The sequence below is a fragment of the Bradyrhizobium sp. MOS003 genome, assembly GCF_003020125.1.
GTDB lineage: Bacteria > Pseudomonadota > Alphaproteobacteria > Rhizobiales > Xanthobacteraceae > Bradyrhizobium.
This window is the reverse complement of the sequence record NZ_PYFW01000001.1, coordinates 1,999,595-2,017,226: the sequence shown is the minus strand read 5'-3', so window position 1 is coordinate 2,017,226 and position 17,632 is coordinate 1,999,595. Positions and strand designations below refer to the sequence as shown.

14 protein-coding genes are annotated in these 17,632 nt (G+C 65.0%); 8 read left to right on the top strand and 6 right to left on the bottom strand.

The genetic code is table 11. From position 1 onward, the window contains the following. Nucleotides 1-90 precede the first annotated feature (90 nt). Entirely contained in the window at nucleotides 91-1,014 is a 924-nt protein-coding gene (locus C7G42_RS09735; protein WP_106948687.1) for an ABC transporter ATP-binding protein, read from the top strand. Continuing rightward, complete coding sequence (locus tag C7G42_RS09730) at nucleotides 1,011-1,772, top strand: ABC transporter permease (protein WP_106948686.1); 762 nt, start codon at nucleotides 1,011-1,013, stop codon at nucleotides 1,770-1,772. Before C7G42_RS09735 ends, C7G42_RS09730 begins: the two co-directional genes overlap by 4 nt. 43 nt (nucleotides 1,773-1,815) lie before the next feature. Here C7G42_RS09730 and C7G42_RS09725 read toward each other — a convergent pair whose 3' ends face one another. Beyond that, nucleotides 1,816-2,139 (bottom strand): hypothetical protein, encoded by a 324-nt coding sequence (locus C7G42_RS09725; RefSeq protein WP_106948685.1) that lies wholly within the window; start codon nucleotides 2,137-2,139, stop codon nucleotides 1,816-1,818. A 305-nt stretch (nucleotides 2,140-2,444) separates the two neighbouring features. On the opposite strand from C7G42_RS09725, the gene C7G42_RS09715 reads away from it, so the two are divergent. Beyond that, nucleotides 2,445-3,239, top strand: coding sequence for a L,D-transpeptidase (locus tag C7G42_RS09715; RefSeq protein WP_199580745.1), 795 nt, complete (start codon nucleotides 2,445-2,447; stop codon nucleotides 3,237-3,239). 2 nt (nucleotides 3,240-3,241) lie between these two features. Here the strand turns inward: C7G42_RS09715 and C7G42_RS09710 are convergent, their stop codons facing one another. After that, nucleotides 3,242-4,504, bottom strand: coding sequence for a hypothetical protein (locus C7G42_RS09710; RefSeq protein ID WP_106948683.1), 1,263 nt, complete (start codon nucleotides 4,502-4,504; stop codon nucleotides 3,242-3,244). A gap of 131 nt (nucleotides 4,505-4,635) precedes the next feature. Between C7G42_RS09710 and C7G42_RS09705 the strand changes: the two genes are divergently transcribed. Further along, nucleotides 4,636-5,631, top strand: coding sequence for a glycerophosphodiester phosphodiesterase (locus C7G42_RS09705; RefSeq protein ID WP_106948682.1), 996 nt, complete (start codon nucleotides 4,636-4,638; stop codon nucleotides 5,629-5,631). A 172-nt stretch (nucleotides 5,632-5,803) separates the two neighbouring features. Here C7G42_RS09705 and C7G42_RS09700 read toward each other — a convergent pair whose 3' ends face one another. After that, nucleotides 5,804-8,083, bottom strand: a complete 2,280-nt coding sequence (locus C7G42_RS09700; RefSeq protein WP_106948681.1) for a spermidine synthase — start codon at nucleotides 8,081-8,083, stop codon at nucleotides 5,804-5,806. Nucleotides 8,084-8,260: 177 nt separating this feature from the next. On the opposite strand from C7G42_RS09700, the gene C7G42_RS09695 reads away from it, so the two are divergent. Beyond that, nucleotides 8,261-9,871, top strand: coding sequence for a phytoene desaturase family protein (locus tag C7G42_RS09695; protein WP_106948680.1), 1,611 nt, complete (start codon nucleotides 8,261-8,263; stop codon nucleotides 9,869-9,871). Between the two features lie 285 nt (nucleotides 9,872-10,156). On the opposite strand, the gene C7G42_RS09690 is transcribed toward C7G42_RS09695, so the two are convergent. Beyond that, complete coding sequence (locus C7G42_RS09690) at nucleotides 10,157-10,321, bottom strand: Flp family type IVb pilin (protein ID WP_199580743.1); 165 nt, start codon at nucleotides 10,319-10,321, stop codon at nucleotides 10,157-10,159. 154 nt (nucleotides 10,322-10,475) lie between these two features. On the opposite strand from C7G42_RS09690, the gene C7G42_RS09685 reads away from it, so the two are divergent. Then, complete coding sequence (locus C7G42_RS09685) at nucleotides 10,476-11,363, top strand: 50S ribosomal protein L11 methyltransferase (RefSeq protein WP_106948679.1); 888 nt, start codon at nucleotides 10,476-10,478, stop codon at nucleotides 11,361-11,363. Between the two features lie 116 nt (nucleotides 11,364-11,479). Here the strand turns inward: C7G42_RS09685 and C7G42_RS09680 are convergent, their stop codons facing one another. Next, nucleotides 11,480-11,659, bottom strand: coding sequence for a hypothetical protein (locus C7G42_RS09680; RefSeq protein WP_106948678.1), 180 nt, complete (start codon nucleotides 11,657-11,659; stop codon nucleotides 11,480-11,482). A 187-nt stretch (nucleotides 11,660-11,846) separates the two neighbouring features. Here C7G42_RS09680 and C7G42_RS09675 point away from each other — a divergent pair, with 187 nt between their 5' ends. Both C7G42_RS09675 and C7G42_RS09670 read left to right on the top strand, forming a co-directional pair. Continuing rightward, complete coding sequence (locus C7G42_RS09675) at nucleotides 11,847-13,676, top strand: aminopeptidase P family protein (RefSeq protein WP_106948677.1); 1,830 nt, start codon at nucleotides 11,847-11,849, stop codon at nucleotides 13,674-13,676. A gap of 312 nt (nucleotides 13,677-13,988) precedes the next feature. Next, a complete protein-coding gene (locus tag C7G42_RS09670; RefSeq protein WP_106948676.1) occupies nucleotides 13,989-15,263 on the top strand; it encodes a multidrug effflux MFS transporter in 1,275 nt (424 codons plus the stop codon). A 110-nt stretch (nucleotides 15,264-15,373) separates the two neighbouring features. Here the strand turns inward: C7G42_RS09670 and ligA are convergent, their stop codons facing one another. Next, nucleotides 15,374-17,527 carry an NAD-dependent DNA ligase LigA gene (gene ligA / locus C7G42_RS09665; protein WP_199580742.1) on the bottom strand — a complete coding sequence of 718 codons (2,154 nt, stop codon included), beginning with the start codon at nucleotides 17,525-17,527 and terminating at the stop codon, nucleotides 15,374-15,376. Between the last annotated feature and the right edge of the window lie 105 nt (nucleotides 17,528-17,632).

The window sequence follows — 17,632 nt, the reverse complement described above, 5'->3', positions numbered from 1 at the left end:
GCGACGGGGCAAAGGCATTCCTATCTCAGGGCTCCGCTGACCCGCCGTTCCCGGTAGGTTCCGGCCCCCTCCCCAGCCCTACCGGCCCTCATGTCCTCCATCATTTCCGTCGCCAACCTGTCGAAGACCTATGGGTCCGGCTTCAAGGCGCTCAAGAACGTCAATCTCGATATCAGACGCGGCGAGATTTTTGCGCTGCTCGGCCCCAATGGCGCCGGCAAGACCACGCTGATCTCGATCATCTGCGGCATCGCCAACCCCAGCGAAGGCCAGGTTCTCGTCGGTGGCGAGAACATCCAGAACTCCTACCGCAAGGCGCGCTCGCTGATCGGCCTGGTGCCGCAGGAATTGCATACCGACGCCTTCGAGAGCGTGTGGGCGACGGTGAGCTTCTCCCGCGGCCTTTTCGGCAAGCCGAAGAACCCCGGTCATATCGAGAAAGTGCTCAAGGACCTCTCGCTCTGGGACAAGAAGGACAACAAGATCATCACGCTGTCCGGCGGCATGAAGCGCCGTGTGATGATTGCCAAGGCGCTGTCGCACGAGCCGCAGATCCTGTTCCTGGACGAGCCCACCGCGGGCGTCGACGTCGAGCTGCGCAAGGGCATGTGGGAGGTGGTGCGCACGCTGCAGCAATCCGGCGTCACCATCATCCTCACCACGCATTACATCGAGGAAGCCGAGGAGATGGCCGATCGCATCGGCATCATCAACAAGGGCGAGATCGTGCTGATCGAGGACAAGGCGAGCTTGATGCAGAAGCTCGGCAAGAAGCGGCTTACGTTGCATCTGCAGGGCAAGCTCGACGCGCTGCCGGAGAGCCTGAGTCACTATGAGCTCGAGCTCTGCGACAACGGCGCGACGCTGGTCTACGACTACGACACCAAGGGCGAGCGCACCGGCATCACCAGCCTGCTCAGCGACCTCCGCAACGCCAACATCCGCTTCAACGATCTCGACACGACGCAATCGTCGCTCGAGGACATCTTCGTCGACCTCGTGAGGACGCCATGAACCATCGCGCTGTCCGCGCCATCTATCTGTTCGAAATGGCGCGCACCTGGCGCACGCTGCTGCAAAGCATTGTCTCGCCTGTCGTCTCGACCTCGCTCTATTTCGTGGTGTTCGGCGCCGCGATCGGCTCGCGCATCAGCCAGGTCGAGGGCGTCAGCTACGGCACCTTCATCGTGCCGGGTCTGATCATGCTCTCGGTGCTGACCCAGAGCATCGCCAACGCCTCGTTCGGCATCTACTTCCCGAAATTCACCGGCACGATCTACGAGATCCTGTCGGCGCCGATCTCCTATTTCGAGATCGTGCTCGGCTATGTCGGCGCCGCCGCGACCAAGTCGATCATCCTCGGCCTGATCATCCTGGCGACGGCCGGGCTGTTCGTGCCGCTGCATATCCATCATCCGGTCTGGATGCTGGCCTTCCTGGTGCTGACGGCCGTGACGTTCAGCCTGTTCGGCTTCATCATCGGCATCTGGGCCGACGGTTTCGAGAAGCTGCAGATGATCCCGATGCTGGTGGTGACGCCGCTGACATTCCTCGGCGGCAGCTTCTATTCGATCGACATGCTGCCGCCCACCTGGCGCACGGTGGCGCTGCTCAACCCGGTCGTCTATCTGATCTCCGGCTTCCGCTGGAGCTTCTATGAGATCGCGGACGTCAGCATGTCCGTCAGCGTCGGCATGACGCTTGCGTTCCTGGTGATCTGTCTCGTCGTGATCTGGTGGATTTTTCGGACCGGGTATCGGCTGAAGAACTAACATTCCGGGGCGCGACACGTCGCGAACCCCGGAATGACGCAGGTTACCGGTAACAGTGGAAGTGATTGTAGCCGTCATAATAGCCGCGGCAGCGACGATGACCGCGATGGGGAATGCCGAACACCCCCTCAACCGCGCCGACAGCCCCGCCCACGCCAGCGCCGACGACGCCTCCGACCGCACCGCCGACCGGGCCCGCGATACGGTTGCCTTCATAGGAGCCTTCCTGAGCGCCGCGGACGATACCCTGGGCGTGACCGAGCTGAGGCAGGCACGTAAGGCCGAGGAGGATAGCGGAGCCTGCGAAGAGCAGACGGGCAGAACGACCGGCCGGCAGCGAAGCGGCGGCCACACGAACTCTATTCATTGTATTTCCTAAGGGTAAGCCGGCCACGCGTCCCGCTGGCCGAGATATGGGCGTTATACTAACGCCGAAGGGGCCAATTGGTTGCGCCCGCATGACAAATGACGCCACAATGGAGGTGCGCCCGCTCGCGAAAATGTCAGCGCCGCCGCGCGCTGCCCGCCACCAAGCGGCCTTGCTTACGCCGGGCATCACGTTAACGATGGGCAAGCAGGCCGCTGGAACGAAAGCCGGATTGCAGGCATATTGCACGCCGGGGACGGAGAGCCGCGGCGCCTAGCGTGAACAGGCCGGAGGCCAGGATTCAAATGCGTTCCCAGATGCGTTCATTTTTCATCGCTTTCACCTCCCTGATGCTTTTGAGCGCGGGCAGCGCGCAGGCCAAGGTCGAGATCACCGTCGACAAGGACAATCAGCAGATGACCGTCGCGGTCGACGGCGTCGCGCGGTATCACTGGCCGGTGTCGACCGGCATCCCCTCGCGCGAGACGCCGAACGGCGCGTTCCGCACCTTCCGGATGGAAGAGGATCACTATTCCAAGGAATTCGACGACGCGCCGATGCCGCACGCGATCTTCTTCACCAAGGTCGGACACGCCATTCATGGCACCGACTCGGTCGGCCGTCTCGGCTCGCCGGCGTCCCATGGCTGCGTGCGGCTGTCGCGCCAGAACGCCTCGACGCTCTATGCGCTGGTACAGCAGCAAGGCGTGCTCAACACCACGGTGACGCTGACCGGCTCGGCGCAGGTCGCGCTAGCGCGCAATCCGCGCGGCCGTACCAACAGTGCAGTCGCCCGCGCGCCGCAGCAGCCTGTCGAAGAGCAGTATGCGACGACCGGCGATCCCGTGAACCTGACGCCGCCGCAGCAGCCCGCCCGTCGCTACATGCCGCAGGACGACAATTACATCTATCCTGCCGACGGCAGCGACACCGGCGCGCGCTATCCGGCGCCGCGCCCGATCACGCGGCCCTATGGCGCGCAGGCCTATCAGCAATTGCCGCAGCCAAGCTACGACCAGGGCTACGGCCAGCAGGGCACCTACTATCAGCCGCAGCCGCGGCAGGTTTACCAGCCGCGCGGTTATTACTACCAGAACTGACGCTAACGGAACGCGGCGTCGCCGCGTTCTACGATCTTCCGCGAAGCAGCAACGAAAGCGCGGGCGACCGGCTCGAGGATCTCGGGCCCGGTCCCTGCGAGTTCGTCCGAGGGTGTGTGGAAAGTACGATGGCGGCCGGCCATGCCGAGGAAGTTGGCGTAGCCCGCCGCGTGCACATCGCGCAGCTCGCCGACCGCCTGCTTCTCCGTCACCAGGCGTTTGGCCGCCACCTTGACAAAGGCCTCATCGGTCAACGCAACCGCGGATCTGCTGAGCACGAGATAGCGCTCCTCCTCTGGCCGATCGGTACGCGCACCTTCTGCAAAGCCGTAGCACGCATTCGACGAGCCGAAGTGAATCCACGCCAGCGTGTCCTTCGGCGCCGGCGCTCCGTGCGCCAGGAACAGCTCCATGCCGCCGTGGCCGATCTCGTGGCCGGCGGTGGCGACGAAGACGAAATGCGCCGGCCATTTCTCCGCAGCAACGGTGCGTGCCAGCGCGAGGAAGTTGGCGATGCCGGGACCACGCTCGCAGACGCAGCTATACCAACCGGTCATCGGCGTGAAGACCACCACGGTCGGCCCGCGACCAACGCCGATCTCGGCGATGACGTTGCGGCCGGTGACATCGCGTTCGTAATGGCCTTTGACGTCGAAGCTGACAGCTGCGCCAGAGGCGAGCGCGCGCTCGAACGGCGCCTTCGATCTGGCTCCGACCACGATCACCGGCACCGGCCAGGGCGCATCCTCCTGCGTGACATTGTAGGCGAAGCGATCATCGGCGGGATTGCCGATCATCAGCAGGATCGCGGCCGGCTTCCTCGCTGCCGCATCCGCGATGGCCGCACGATGGGTCGGCCCCAGATACGCCCCCCGGTCGAATGGCAGCTCCAACCAGAGGATCTTGCCGGCGACATCGCCATCGCGTGCGAGCGGCGCCGACAGGCGGAAGCTCGCCCGGTCCTGCGGTGGCCACCAGAATGGCGTTGCCTCGACACTCGTGCCCGCAGCCTCGGCGCTGGCCTGCTCGACGACGTATTGCCGGCCCAGCACGACGGGCTGGAAGCTGACATCCAAACTCGCCTGTTTCATCTCGCCGGCAATCCAGTCGGCGGTCGCGCGATCGCCCGCAGAGCCGAAGCGGTGCAGGCCGAAGGAGGCATAGCGCGCCACATCTTCATAAAGACTTGCGCCCGAAAGCACGTCCCTGGCTGCCGCCTGTCCGACCATGAGCACCGCCATCGTTGCGATAAAGACAAGCCGCATGTGAGTGGCTCCCTGAACCGTTGTTTTTTGGGCGCCAGTTTCCGCCTTCCAAGGCCGCCGTCAACGGCGAGACTGGACGAAACGCGCAAAGATTTCATAAGCTCGCGCTTTCACGAGCGCAGCGATCGCCGATGCCGTCACGTATCACGACAATCCTGACCGTGCTCTCGGCCCTCATTGCAGGACAAGCCAAGGCGCTAGACATGGCTTTTGATCTCGAAGCCCATCGCGGCGGACGAGCGCTGCTGCCGGAAAACACCCTGCCCGCCTTCGCCAACGCGCTGTCGATGGGCGTGGACACGCTGGAACTCGATGTCGGCGTCACCGCGGACGGCGAGGTCGTGGTGTCGCATGAGCGCGGGCTCAATCCTGATCTCGCACGCGGCACCGGCGGGACCTACATCACTCCGCCCGGCACGCCCTTCGTGAAACTGCGGCTGGACGAGGTCAGAACCTATGACGTCGGCCAGATCCGGCCGGACAGTGCCTATGCGAAACAATTCCCGGACCAGCGCGCCGTGCCGGGGACGCGCATTCCGACCCTGAACGAGCTGTTTGCGCTGGTGCGAAAATCCGGCAACTCGCGCGTGCGCTTCAACATCGAGACCAAGATTGCCCCCAACCACCCCGACGAAACGCTCGATCCGCAAGCCTTTGTCGCGAAGCTGTTGGGGCTGATCGAGACCGAAGCATTCACCGACCGCGTCATGATCCAGTCCTTCGACTGGCGAACCCTGCAACTGGTCCAGCAGCAGGCACCGAAGATACCGACGGTGTACCTGACGCTGCAGCGCGGCTCGGGCCAGACAGTCGCGCTGGACAAGGCCACCCCCTGGACGGCAGGTTTCAGCCCGGCCGATCACGGCGGTTCGCTGCCGCGGACGATCAAGGCGGCGGGCGGTGCGATCTGGTCGCCCTATTTCGGCGATGTGACCGGCGCACTCATCGCGGAAACCCACGAGCTCGGATTGCGCGTCGTGGTGTGGACGGTCAACAAGCGCGAAGACATGGCGCGGATGATCGAACTCGGCGTCGACGGGATCATTTCCGACCGGCCCGACCTGCTGCGCGAGGTTGCCGGCGAGAAGGGCATCACGCTGCCCCCGGGGACGCCGGTCGCACCGTAACTCCAGCCTCGTGTCCCGGACGCGGTGCAACGTGCAACGCTGCTCCGCAGAGCCGGGACCCAGAACGGCGCGCCGTGGGCCCCGGCTCTGCAGCGCACCGCACCGGACGATGCTTCGCATCGCCGGGAACGCTGCGCTGCGTCCGGGGCACGGCAACGGTCGTCACGCCGCCCTACTCCCCATTCTTCAAACGCCGGTACAAGGCGCCCAGGATGTTGGAATAGTCGTCGGTCCAGACCCGCACCCTGTCGTCGGCTTCGGTCTGCTCCCAGACCTTGGAGGACGCGAGCCTGCCGACATCGGTCTCCTCGCGGGCTGAGATGACGACGTCGGTCGAGAAGATGTAATCGCCATCGCGTCCGGAATCCTCGTTGAAGACCCAGCTTTTAAGATCGTTGGCGTCGGCAATGCCGACCACGACGGTCTCGAGATCGAGATGCCGGTTGGAGACGTGCATCACCACGGCACCGTGCGGAGCCAGCTTGTCCTTGTAGATCTTCATCGCTTCTTCGGTGGCAAGATGGATCGGGATCGCATCCGACGAATAGGCATCGACGATGATGAGGTCGTAGGCGCCGTCAGGCTCCTTTGCGAAGGTGAGGCGCGCATCGCCGATCACCGGCTTCATGTCCGGCAGGCAGCTCGATATGTAGCGGAAATTCCTGGGGTCACGCGCGGCATCCACCATCGACTGGTCGATCTCGAAGAATTTCCAGTCCTCGCCAGGTTCGGCGGCGCAGGCGAGCGTACCCGATCCGACGCCGATCGCCGCGACCTTGAGCGGCGCGCCCTTGCGCTCGCGGATCGCGTTGATGGCCTGACCGATACCGCCGTCCTTGTGATAATAGGTGATCGGCTCGGGCCGGCCGGTGACCGGCGTGCCGTCATTGTTGCGAAAACGCTCGGCGCCGTGGATGGTGGTGCCGTGCATCAGCACGTGGAAATAGCCGCCGGGCGTCACCACGATCTTGTGCACGCCGAAGAAGCTGCGCACCGTCGTGACCCGGCCCTCGTCCGCCGGATAGACCCGGATCAACGCCAGCGCGAGCGCAACGGTGGCGAAGATCTTCCAGCGGCCTGCATTGAGCGCCAGTGCGAGCACCGCGGCGAGCACGCCCACGGCGCCGGCGACCCAGACGCGGTGATCCTCCAGCCAGGTCGAGGGGCTGCCAGTGGTATAGGATGGCGCAACCAGCGCCACCGCGAGCGCAGCGAGCACCAGCCAATACCATTTGACGACACCTGCAAGACGCTCGTTCGTGGACGGCCGGCACAGCGCGGCAACCGCGATCAGGATCGGGTATTCGGCGATCCACGAGAAGGTGAAGGGAGCAAGAAGGCCAGCAAAGAGACCGCCGACCATGCCGCCGAACGACAGCGCGACGTAGAAACCGGTGAGATATCTGGCCGCCGGCCGGGTCCGCGCCAACTCGCCGTGACAGGCCATGGCGATGATGAAGAAGCATAATTGGTGGCCGCCGAGTGTCAGCAGCAAATTCTGCTCGCCGCCGAAGGCGAGCAGGACGATGACGCCCGCGATCGCGACCGGCTGCAGCATCAGCATCCATTTGTGCGGCAGCAACGGCCGCGACTGAAACACCACGACCCAGGTGAGCAGATACAGCGACAGCGGCAGCACCCAGAGCAGCGGCGCCGCGGCGACGTCGGTCGAGATGTGCGCGGTGACCGCGATGAGAAGACCCGACGGCACCGCGGCGAGGAAAATCCAGCGCAGCCGCGTCACGATATCAGGCGCCGGCGCATTGGCGTCCTCGCTCCGCGCGTCGACCATTGCGAGCTTCGGCGAGCGCAACAGCAGCACGCCGCAGGCGGCGATCAGGAGGATCAACAGGCCATAGCCGCCGGTCCAGAGCCGGTTCTGTGCATGCAGCGTGAACATCGGCTCGAGCAGGAACGGATAGGACAGCAGCGCGAGGAAGCTGCCGATGTTGGAAGAGGCATAGAGGAAATAGGGGTCGTGTCCGGCGGGATGGCCGGTGCGGACGAACCAGGCCTGCAGCAGCGGATTGTTTGCGGCGAGCGCGAAGAACGGCAGGCCGATCGAGACCACGAACAGGCCGAGCAGCCAGAACGCATAGCCCGAAGCCGGCGGCTCGCCATAGGCGGAGGCGATGCCGAGCGGAAGCGTGACGAAGGCCAGCACCAGCAGCACCAGATGCACCGCCACCGGCACGATGCGATTCTTCGCCTGCATCAACAGATGGGCATAGGCGTAGCCTGCCAGCAAAAGCGACTGGAAGAACACCATCGCCACCGACCACACCGCCGGCGAGCCGCCGAGCCGCGGCAGCACCATCTTCGTGAACAGCGGCTGCACCGAGAACAGCAGCAGCGCGCTGACGAAGATCGCAGCGGTGTAGACCGTCAGCAGCAGCCGGTTGCGTGACGAGGACGGCTGCTCCGTGGCGACAGGTTGCGCGATCGAATCCATGGAAGCTCCGGCTCAAAACCCGGCGGGCGCCGGGCGCGCGCAATGGAGCACAAGGCGCCTGAACGGGCAATAAAGGGCGTCGTGATGTTGCAGCCAGATATGCTTGATATAGAGATGTCAACCGGGGTGCGCGAAGCGCAATGTTGCGCATCGCCCCGGAACGACGCCAGGGAAATCATGACCGAGACCGACGTCCTCATCATTGGCGCTGGCCATAACGGCCTCACCTGCGCGGCCTACCTCGCGAGCGCGGGCCTGCGGGTGCGCGTGGTCGAGCGCCGCAAGGTGGTCGGCGGTGCCGCGGTCACGGAGGAGTTTCACCCGGGGTTCCGCAATTCGGTCGCGGCCTACACCGTGAGTCTGCTCAATCCGCAGGTGATCCGTGACCTCAAGCTCGCCGAACAGGGCCTGCGGATCGTCGAACGGCGCGCCCAGAATTTTCTGCCCGCGCCCGACGGCAGCTATCTCCTCACCGGCGAGGGACGGACGAAGGCATCCGTCGCGCGGTTGAGCGTGCATGACGCAGACGCACTCGACGGATTTTCTCGCGAGCTGGAAGACATCGCCGATGTGCTCAGGCAATTCGTGCTGCGCGCGCCGCCGAACCTCGTCGACGGCTTTGGCACAGCGGCCGTCCGCGAAGGCGTCAACGCCTGGAAGACCGCCAACATCCTGCGCGGCCTCACGCTGGAACAGAGCCGCAGCCTGCTCGATCTCTTCACCCGCTCCGCCGGCGAGATGCTGGACGAACGCTTCGAGCATGATCTGGTCAAGGCGCTGTTCGGCTTCGATGCCATCGTCGGCAATTATGCCAGCCCCTACGCCGCCGGCTCGGCCTATGTGATGCTGCATCATGCCTTCGGCGAGGTGAACGGCAAGAAGGGGGTCTGGGGCCACGCCATCGGCGGCATGGGCGCGATCACGCAGGCGATGGCGCGCGCGGCACGCGACCGCGGCGTCGTGATCGAAACCGATGCCGGCGTCCGCGAGATCATCGTCGAGCGCGACCGCGCCGTCGGCGTCGTGCTGGAGAACGGCACAGCCATCCGCGCCAAATATGTCGCGGCCAATGTCAATCCAAAGCTGCTCTACACGCGGCTGGTCGCAGCCGACGCTCTTTCTGCGGACTTCCTCGCCCGGATCCGGCACTGGAAGAACGGCTCCGGCACCTTCCGCATGAACGTTGCGCTGGATCGCCTGCCCTCGTTCACGGCGCTGCCGGGCGAAGGTGATCATCTCAGCTCCGGCATCATCCTGGCGCCGAGCCTCGGCTACATGGACCGCGCCTGGCTCGATGCGCGCGCGCAGGGCTGGAGCCGGGAGCCGGTCGTCGAGATGCTGATCCCCTCGACGCTCGACGACACGCTGGCCCCGGCCGGAAAGCACGTCGCCAGCCTGTTCTGCCAGCACGTCGCGCCGGAGCTTCCCGACGGACGATCGTGGGACGACCATCGCGAGGAGGTCGCCGATCTCATGATCGCGACGGTGGACACGTACGCGCCGGGTTTTGCGGCGAGCGTGCTAGGCCGCCAGATCCTGTCCCCGCTCGACCTCGAACGGCAGTTCGGCCTCCTCGGCGGCGACATCTTCCACGGGGCGCTGACGCTGAACCAGCTGTTCTCGGCACGGCCGATGCTGGGCCATGCCGATTATCGCGGACCGCTCAGGGGCCTCTACCATTGCGGCTCCGGCGCCCATCCCGGCGGCGGCGTCACCGGCGCGCCCGGCCATAACGCGGCGCAGGTGATCTTGAGCGATCACCGGTCGCTGTTCGGAAGCCGTGGATAGGCCTGTGGATGAGCTGTGGACTGGCTGTTGAATGGGCTGTGGTTACACCGACGATATGGGGGCCGGGAGGTCGGGACCGAATTAGGGAAAGCCGGTGGAAAATCGGCCGGACAATCGCTGGAAAACCGTGTGGATGGCGTCCTGGCAAGCAGTGGACAATCTGTGAAATCGACCGAAACGGTCGGCCCCAAAACGACCCCGCCCGCCAGGGGGGAACCCCTCGCGGGCGGTGATCAGAAATAGCCTTTGAAGAAAACAGCCCCCGCTGGGAAATGGAGGCGGAAATTACTTCAAGGAGGTGCTAATCGACGTGAACTTGTCGTTCAGAGTGACGCCCAGGCTGTTCACCACGGTGATGATCGCCAGAGCAATACCCGCGGCAATCAAACCGTATTCGATCGCCGTTGCACCGGACTCATCCGACCAGAACTTCTGAATAATGTTCTTCAAGACTCGCCTCCGTTACAATTCCAAGCTGTGTTGGTTGGTTTCAACACCCGAAAATGTACGGGGCACAACCTACAGCCCGGTTAATCCGGGAACCGCAACTTATGCGGAAAATTGGCAACGAAAGTTCCAAAAATTGAACTCAACGGAACCCTGAATGCAGTCCTCTCCTACCCATCGCGCCTGCTTCTCGATCGGCAGCGAGGCCGACGCAAGGCGCGTCGTCGACGTGCTTACCGAGGTATTTTTCGACGGCGATGCGGCGGTTGCAGCCTTCGAGCGGCAGGACGGAGCATGGGACGTCACGCTCCATTTCGCCGAGGCGCCGGACCGAGCCTGGCTGCGCGAACTCGTTGTAAATTCGGCGGGAAATGAGATCGCCGCAACGCTCGCCTTCGACACCATCGAAGCCAAGGACTGGGTCAAGGCCAGCCTCGAAGATCTCGTCCCGGTCCCGGCCGGGCGCTTCGTCGTGCACGGCAGCCATGACCGCGACCGTGTGGCGCCGAACAAGCTCGCCATCGAGATCGAGGCGGCGCTCGCCTTCGGCACCGGGCACCACGGAACCACGCGTGGCTGTTTACTGCTGCTTGACCATGTCCTGAAGAGTTCCCGACCGCGGAACCTGCTCGACCTCGGCACCGGCACCGGCGTCCTCGGCATCGCGGCGGCGAAAGCCCTGCATCGCGCGGTGCTCGCCTCCGACATCGACCCGCCGTCGGTGCGGGTAGCGGCCGAGAACGCGGTGCTGAACGAGGTCGGCAACCAGGTCCGGGTGATCCGCGCCACCGGCTTTGCCGCGCCGGATTTCGGAAAGGCCGGCCCGTTCGACCTGGTGCTGGCCAACATCCTCGCCAACCCACTCAGGCAGTTGGCGGGCCCGATGGCGCGGCATCTCGCGCCCGGCGCACGCGTCATCCTCTCCGGCCTGTTGACGCACCAGGCCCCCGCCGTGATCGCCGCCTATCGTGCGCGTGGCCTCGTTCCGGTGAAGCATCTGCGGATCGAGGGGTGGAGCACCCTGTTGCTGCGAAAGATGGGGTGAGCGAGGCGTCGCAGGGTGGGCAAAGCGAAAACGTGCCCACCAAGTTCATCTGCAATCGCAGATCGATGGTGGGCACGGCGCTTCGCCTTTGCCCACCCAAGAGATCATCAATGCCTCTACTCCGCTGGCTTCTCGTCCCGCAGCTGCGTGCGCTCATCCCGCAAAGCGCGCCTCGCGCGGCGCTCTGCGATACGGTCGATCATCTGGCTGATGACGCCGCGCGGCTTTTCCGGTGCCGCCGCAGTCGGGGCACGCCGCACCGGCGGCGTAATCTTCTCAAACGTAAACGCTGGCATCGTGTGTCCCCTCGCCGTTGAGATGAACCACCTGCTCGAATTTCCCTGTTATCCGGACGAAGCGCAACTGCTGCATCCTTTACTCCACTCAATTCGAATGGAACCATTCAAGCACAGTCCATGCCAGATGCGGCGCGAAATGCGTCCAGATTGCGGACTCGTTCTCATGATCCTAAAGTGATCCACCATGTTTGAAGCACACTTCCAGACATTCGAGGAGCCGGAGGCCGGAGTCGCATTGACGGCGCGGCTCGCCGCACTTCGCGAAGAACTCGCCCGTCGCAAGCTGACCGGCTTCGTGATCCCGCGCGCCGACCAGCAGCAGAATGAATATGTGCCGCCGTCGGAAGAACGGCTGGCCTGGCTGACCGGTTTCACGGGCTCGGCGGGCCTCGCGGTGGTGCTGATCCAGGAGGCCGCACTGTTCGTCGACGGCCGCTACACGCTTCAGGCCGCCAAGCAGGTCGATGCCAAGGCCTGGGCCGTGGAATCCCTGATCGACCCACCGCCGGAGAGCTGGGTGTCGGCGCATCTGAAAGCCGGCGACCGCCTCGGATTCGATCCGTGGCTGCACACTTTTGCGGCAGCCGAGCGCCTGTCGGCCGCCTGCGCCAAGGCCGGCGCCGAGCTGGTCGCCGTCGAGAGCAATCCCATCGACGCGATCTGGCAGGACCGCCCGCAGCCGCCGCTCGCCCCCGTCGCCGTACACAGCCTGCAGAATGCCGGCGTCACCGAAGCCGGGAAGCTAACGCAGATCAGGGCCGAGATCGGCAAGCTCGGCGCCGACGCGCTGCTGCTGTCGGACAGCCACGCGGTGGCCTGGACCTTCAACATCCGCGGCGCCGACGTCGCCCATACCCCGCTGCCGCTGTCTTACGCGCTGGTGCCGAAGGAGGGACGGCCGACCATCTTCATCGACCACCGAAAACTCTCCAACCTGACGCGCGACCATCTCGAGCAGTCCGCCGACGTGCGCGCCCCCGATGCGATGGCGCCGACACTGATGGCGCTCGCCAAGGGCGGCAGATCGATTGCGCTCGACAGTGCCACCGCAGCCGATGCGCTCAGCCGGTTGATCGCGGGCGCCGGCGGCAAGCCGGTGCGCGGCAGCGATCCGATTGCGCTGCTCAAGGCGGTCAAGAATGCGACCGAGATCAAGGGCACGAAGACCGCCCATGTGCGCGACGCCGTGGCGCTGGCGCGCTTCCTCGCCTTCATCGACCGCGAGGCCGCAAGCGGCAAGCTCACCGAGATCGACGCTGTCGAGGCGCTGGAGACATTCCGCCGTGATACCGGCGCCTTGAAGGACGTCTCGTTCCCGACGATCTCCGGCACTGGCCCGAACGGTGCCATCGTGCACTATCGCGTCACCCGCAAGAGCAACCGGCGGATTGTGCCCGGCGACCTCTTGTTGATCGATTCCGGTGCGCAATACGAAGACGGTACCACGGACGTCACCCGGACCATGGCGGTGGGCGAGCCGACCGACGAGATGCGCGACCGCTTCACTCGCGTGCTGCGCGGCCATATTGCGATCGCGCGCGCCGTCTTTCCGGATGGCGCCACGGGCGCGCAGCTCGACACGTTGGCGCGGCAATATCTCTGGGACGCCGGCCTCGATTTCGAGCACGGCACCGGTCACGGCGTCGGCAGCTATCTCTCGGTGCACGAGGGGCCGGCTCGGATCTCGAAGCTTGGGACCACGCCACTGAAGCGCGGCATGATCCTCTCCAATGAGCCCGGCTACTACAAGACCGACGGTTTCGGCATCCGCATCGAGAATCTCGAACTGGTGGTCGCCGCCGAGATCCAGGGCGCCGAGAAGCCGATGAACGCGTTCGAGACGCTGACCTTGGCGCCGATCGACCGCCGGCTGATCGACGTTGCGATGCTGGGCCGCGACGAGCTCGGCTGGCTCAATGCCTACCACGCGCGTGTCAGGGCCGAGGTGCGTCCGGCGCTGGATGAGGCGACGCAGGCCTGGCTCGATCAGGCTACGGCGGAGCTGAACGCGTAGCGCGCATGGCGCTACGCGATCCACGCAAGGCCGCTTCCTCACCACCGCTGTCATGCTCCGCGAAAGCGGGGCATCCAGTATTCCAGAGGCAGCAATCGTAGGCGGAGAGCCGCGGCGTACTGGATTCCCCGCCTTCGCGGGGAATGACACCAATGACGCGGCACGCGCATCGCACCACACTTCCGGAATACTCCGGCGTCCGCACCCCAGCATCCTAACCGTCCCAAAATCCGTATAGCCGCATTCCGAAACGCCGATATCCGTCTTGCGCGAGCGCGCTACAGTCGATTCGAATTCGAAAGACGGACCCGCATGCACGGCATCATCAGCAAGCCGCCGAAAGGCGCGAGCGACCTTGCGACCTCGCGCGGCGTGCTGCTGTTGCTGGTCGTGATGACCGGGATCGCGCCGATTTCGCTCTATATCCTGGTTCCGGCGCTGCCGGTGCTCGCGACGAATTTCGGCAGCGACATCTCGATCGCGCAGATGACGGTGTCGCTCTACATGGTTGGCATCGCGCTGTCGCAGCTCATCATGGGACCGCTGTCGGACCGGTTCGGGCGGCGTCCGGTGCTGCTCGGAGGGCTGGCGCTGATGGTCGTGGCGAGCGTCGGCTGCATCTTCGCCGAGACCCTGCCGCAATTGATCGCCGCGCGCTTTTTCCAGGCGCTCGGCGGCGCCTCCGGCATGGTGATCAGCCGCGCCATCATTCGAGACATCTACGAGCGCGACCGCGTCGCCTCCATGATCAGCCTCGTGGTCGCAGCGCTGATGATCGGCCAGATGGTGTCGCCACTCACCGGCGGCCTGATCGAGACAGCGTTCGGCTGGCGCGCGATCTTCTACGCCGTCACGATCGCTGCGATCGTCGTCGCCGTCGGCATCGCCGTCGCGCTGCCGGAGACACGGCGCAGCCGCGCCGCCGGCAGCGGCTTCCGAGGCGACGTCGGCATCCTGGTCAAGAGCCGCGCCTTCGTCGGCTATGTGATGTGCCAGGTGCTGGCCTCGCAGATCATCTTCACCTTCGCAGGCGGCGGCCCCTACATCGTGGTGACGCAGATGGGCCGGACCACCGCCGAATACGGCGCCTGGTTCGCGACCACCGGCTTCGCCTACCTCGTCGGCAATCTGCTTTGCGTACGGTTCGCGCCGCGGCATTCGCTGGAAAAGCTGATCTGGTTCGGGCTCGCGCTCCAACTCGCCGGCAGCCTCCTGAATCTGTTGTGGAGCCTCACCGGCTGGAACGAAGCTCCCGCCTGGCTGTTCGGCACGCAGATGATCGTGATGGTCGGCAATGCCTTCGTGATGGCGAATTCCGCGGCCGGCGCGATCAGCATCCGCCCCGAAGCCGCCGGCGCGGCGTCGGGCGCCATGGGCTTTCTGCAACAGGGGATCGGCGCGCTGATGTCGCAATTCGGCGCCTATCTCGGCGGCCACTCAGCCACGACGCTGCCGCTGACCTCGGCCGTCCTCGCCATCTCGCTGCTCTGCGCCTGCATGATGATCTTCGTCGTCCCCCGCCGCGAAGTGGTGGTGAGCGAGACGTTGATCGAGCGGGCGGAAGAGGAAGAGACGGGGATGATGTGAGGGGCGGCACGTCCTCTCCCCGTCATTGCGAGCGCAGCGAAGCAATCCAGACTATCACAGCGGAACGATTCTGGATTGCTTCGCTGCGCTCGCAATGACGGAAGTGAACCTCACTCCCCGATCAGCGCCAACCACTCGTCCTCGGTCAGCACCTTGACGCCGTGCTTGGTGGCATCCTTGAGTTTCGAGCCCGCGCCGGGGCCGGCGACGACGAGATCGGTCTTCTTCGATACCGAGCCCGAGACCTTTGCGCCCAGCCGTTCGGCCGTAGCCTTCGCCTCGTCGCGCGTCATCTTCTCCAGCGAGCCCGTGAACACCACGGTCTTGCCGGCGACCGCCGAATTGCTCTTCGGCTTCTCGGCGTCGACGATCTCGACCTCCCTGGTCAGCCGCTCGACGATGCCGCGATTGTGGCTCTCGCCGAAATAATCCGCGATGCTCTTGATCACGGTGTCGCCGATCTGGTCGAGCGCATCCATCTCCGCGATCGCCTCCTCGTCGCCCTTGGCGACCTTGAGGCAGGCGTCGTGGAAGGCGTCCCAGGAGCCATAGCCGCGCGCCAGCGCCAGCGCCGTTGTCTCGCCGACATGACGCATGCCGAGCGCATAGATGAAGCGCTCCAGCGCGATCTTGCGGCGCCCCTCGATGGCGCCGAAAAGGTTGCGCACCGAGGTCGCGCCGTAGCCCTCGACCTCTTCGAGCTTCAGCTTCGCGTTGCGCTTCTCCAGCGTGAAGATGTCGGCGGGCTCCTTGACCCATCCCTCGTCGAAGAAATACTGCAGCTGCTTCTCGCCGAGCCCGTCGATGTCGAAGGCACGGCGCGAAACGAACAGTTTCAGGTGCTCGATCTTCTGGTAGGGGCAGGCGAACTCGCCGGTGCAGCGGGCGCGAGATTCCTCTTCGCCGGCGGCCGTCTCGCCACGCACGACGTCGGTGTGCAGCGGGCACGGGCACTTCTTCGGGAAGTGATATTCCCTGGCGCTCTTCGGTCGCTTGTCGAGGACGACGTCGACGATCTGCGGGATCACGTCGCCGGCGCGCTGGACCACGACGGTGTCGCCGATCCTGATGTCGCGCCCCTCGCGCAGCACCTCGCCCTTGTTGCCGATGCCCTTGATGTAGTCCTCGTTGTGCAGCGTGACGTTCTGCACGATCACGCCGCCGACGCCGACCGGCTCCAGCTTGCCGACCGGCGTGAACGAGCCGGTACGGCCGACCTGGATCTCGATGTCGCGCAGCACGGTCATGGCCCGCTCGGCCGGGAATTTGTGCGCGATCGCCCAGCGCGGCGTGCGCGAGACGAAGCCGAGACGCTCCTGCCAGTCGATGCGATCGACCTTGTAGACGACGCCGTCGATGTCGTAGTCGAGCTCAGCGCGCTCTTCCTCGATGCTCTGGTGGAACGCGATCAGCTCATCGACGGAGTGGCATAGCTGGGTCAGCGGATTGGTCTTGAAGCCGCAGCGCTCGAACCAGTGGATCATGCCGCTCTGCGTCGTTGCCGGCATCGCACTCATCTCGCCCCAGGCATAGGCGAAGAAGCCGAGGGGACGCGAGGCGGTGATGGTCGGATCCTTCTGCCGCAGCGAGCCGGCGGCCGAATTGCGCGGATTGGCGAAGATGGTGTCACCGGCTGCCTTCTGCCGCTCGTTGAGCGCGAGAAACGCCTTCTTGGTCATGTAGACCTCGCCGCGCACCTCGCAGATGTCGGGGATCTTCCGCCCCTCCAGTTTCTGCGGCACGTCTTCGAGGGTGCGGATGTTGGCGGTGACATCCTCGCCGACCGCACCGTCCCCGCGCGTCGCCGCGGTCACCAGTTCGCCGCCCTCGTAGCGCAGCGACATCGAGAGGCCGTCGATCTTCGGCTCGGCGGAAAAATCGACCTTGTCGTCGTCGAGCTTGAGGAAGCGCATGATGCGGCCGACGAAGTCGCGCACGTCCTCTTCCGCAAAGGCGTTGTCGAGCGACAGCATCGGAACGGAATGCCCGACTTTCCTGAAGCGGCCTGACGGCGCCGCGCCGACCTTCTGTGAGGGCGAGTCCGCGCTGACGAATTCAGGAAAGCGCTTCTCGATGGCGTTGAAGCGCTGGCGCAGCGCGTCGTACTCGGCGTCGGTGACGGTGGGCGCGTCCTCCTGATAGTAGCGCTCGTTATGTCCCTCGATCGCGAGCGCCAGCCGCATGTGCTCGACCTTGGCCTGGGCCTTGGTGAGGTCGGCGACGTCGCGAAGCGGTGTGGCTTTGGATTTTGCTGCTCTGGCCATGATGCTTTGGATACGACGGAGCGGGCGGAAGGGTAAAGGCAGGTTGGGCTGTTTGTTCCCCGGATGCTGTGCAGCACGAGGCGGTCTGCGTCCCGGCTCGCGCTG

Coding starts and splice junctions, on each gene's coding strand:
- C7G42_RS09700 (WP_106948681.1), bottom strand. CDS start 8,083: ATGGATTCGATCGCGCAACCTGTCGCCACGGAGCAGCCGTCCTCGTCA.
- C7G42_RS09730 (WP_106948686.1), top strand. CDS start 1,011: ATGAACCATCGCGCTGTCCGCGCCATCTATCTGTTCGAAATGGCGCGC.
- C7G42_RS09685 (WP_106948679.1), top strand. CDS start 10,476: ATGCAGTCCTCTCCTACCCATCGCGCCTGCTTCTCGATCGGCAGCGAG.
- C7G42_RS09680 (WP_106948678.1), bottom strand. CDS start 11,659: ATGCCAGCGTTTACGTTTGAGAAGATTACGCCGCCGGTGCGGCGTGCC.
- C7G42_RS09735 (WP_106948687.1), top strand. CDS start 91: ATGTCCTCCATCATTTCCGTCGCCAACCTGTCGAAGACCTATGGGTCC.
- C7G42_RS09675 (WP_106948677.1), top strand. CDS start 11,847: ATGTTTGAAGCACACTTCCAGACATTCGAGGAGCCGGAGGCCGGAGTC.
- C7G42_RS09715 (WP_199580745.1), top strand. CDS start 2,445: ATGCGTTCCCAGATGCGTTCATTTTTCATCGCTTTCACCTCCCTGATG.
- C7G42_RS09695 (WP_106948680.1), top strand. CDS start 8,261: ATGACCGAGACCGACGTCCTCATCATTGGCGCTGGCCATAACGGCCTC.
- ligA (WP_199580742.1), bottom strand. CDS start 17,527: ATGGCCAGAGCAGCAAAATCCAAAGCCACACCGCTTCGCGACGTCGCC.
- C7G42_RS09710 (WP_106948683.1), bottom strand. CDS start 4,504: ATGCGGCTTGTCTTTATCGCAACGATGGCGGTGCTCATGGTCGGACAG.
- C7G42_RS09705 (WP_106948682.1), top strand. CDS start 4,636: ATGCCGTCACGTATCACGACAATCCTGACCGTGCTCTCGGCCCTCATT.
- C7G42_RS09670 (WP_106948676.1), top strand. CDS start 13,989: ATGCACGGCATCATCAGCAAGCCGCCGAAAGGCGCGAGCGACCTTGCG.
- C7G42_RS09725 (WP_106948685.1), bottom strand. CDS start 2,139: ATGAATAGAGTTCGTGTGGCCGCCGCTTCGCTGCCGGCCGGTCGTTCT.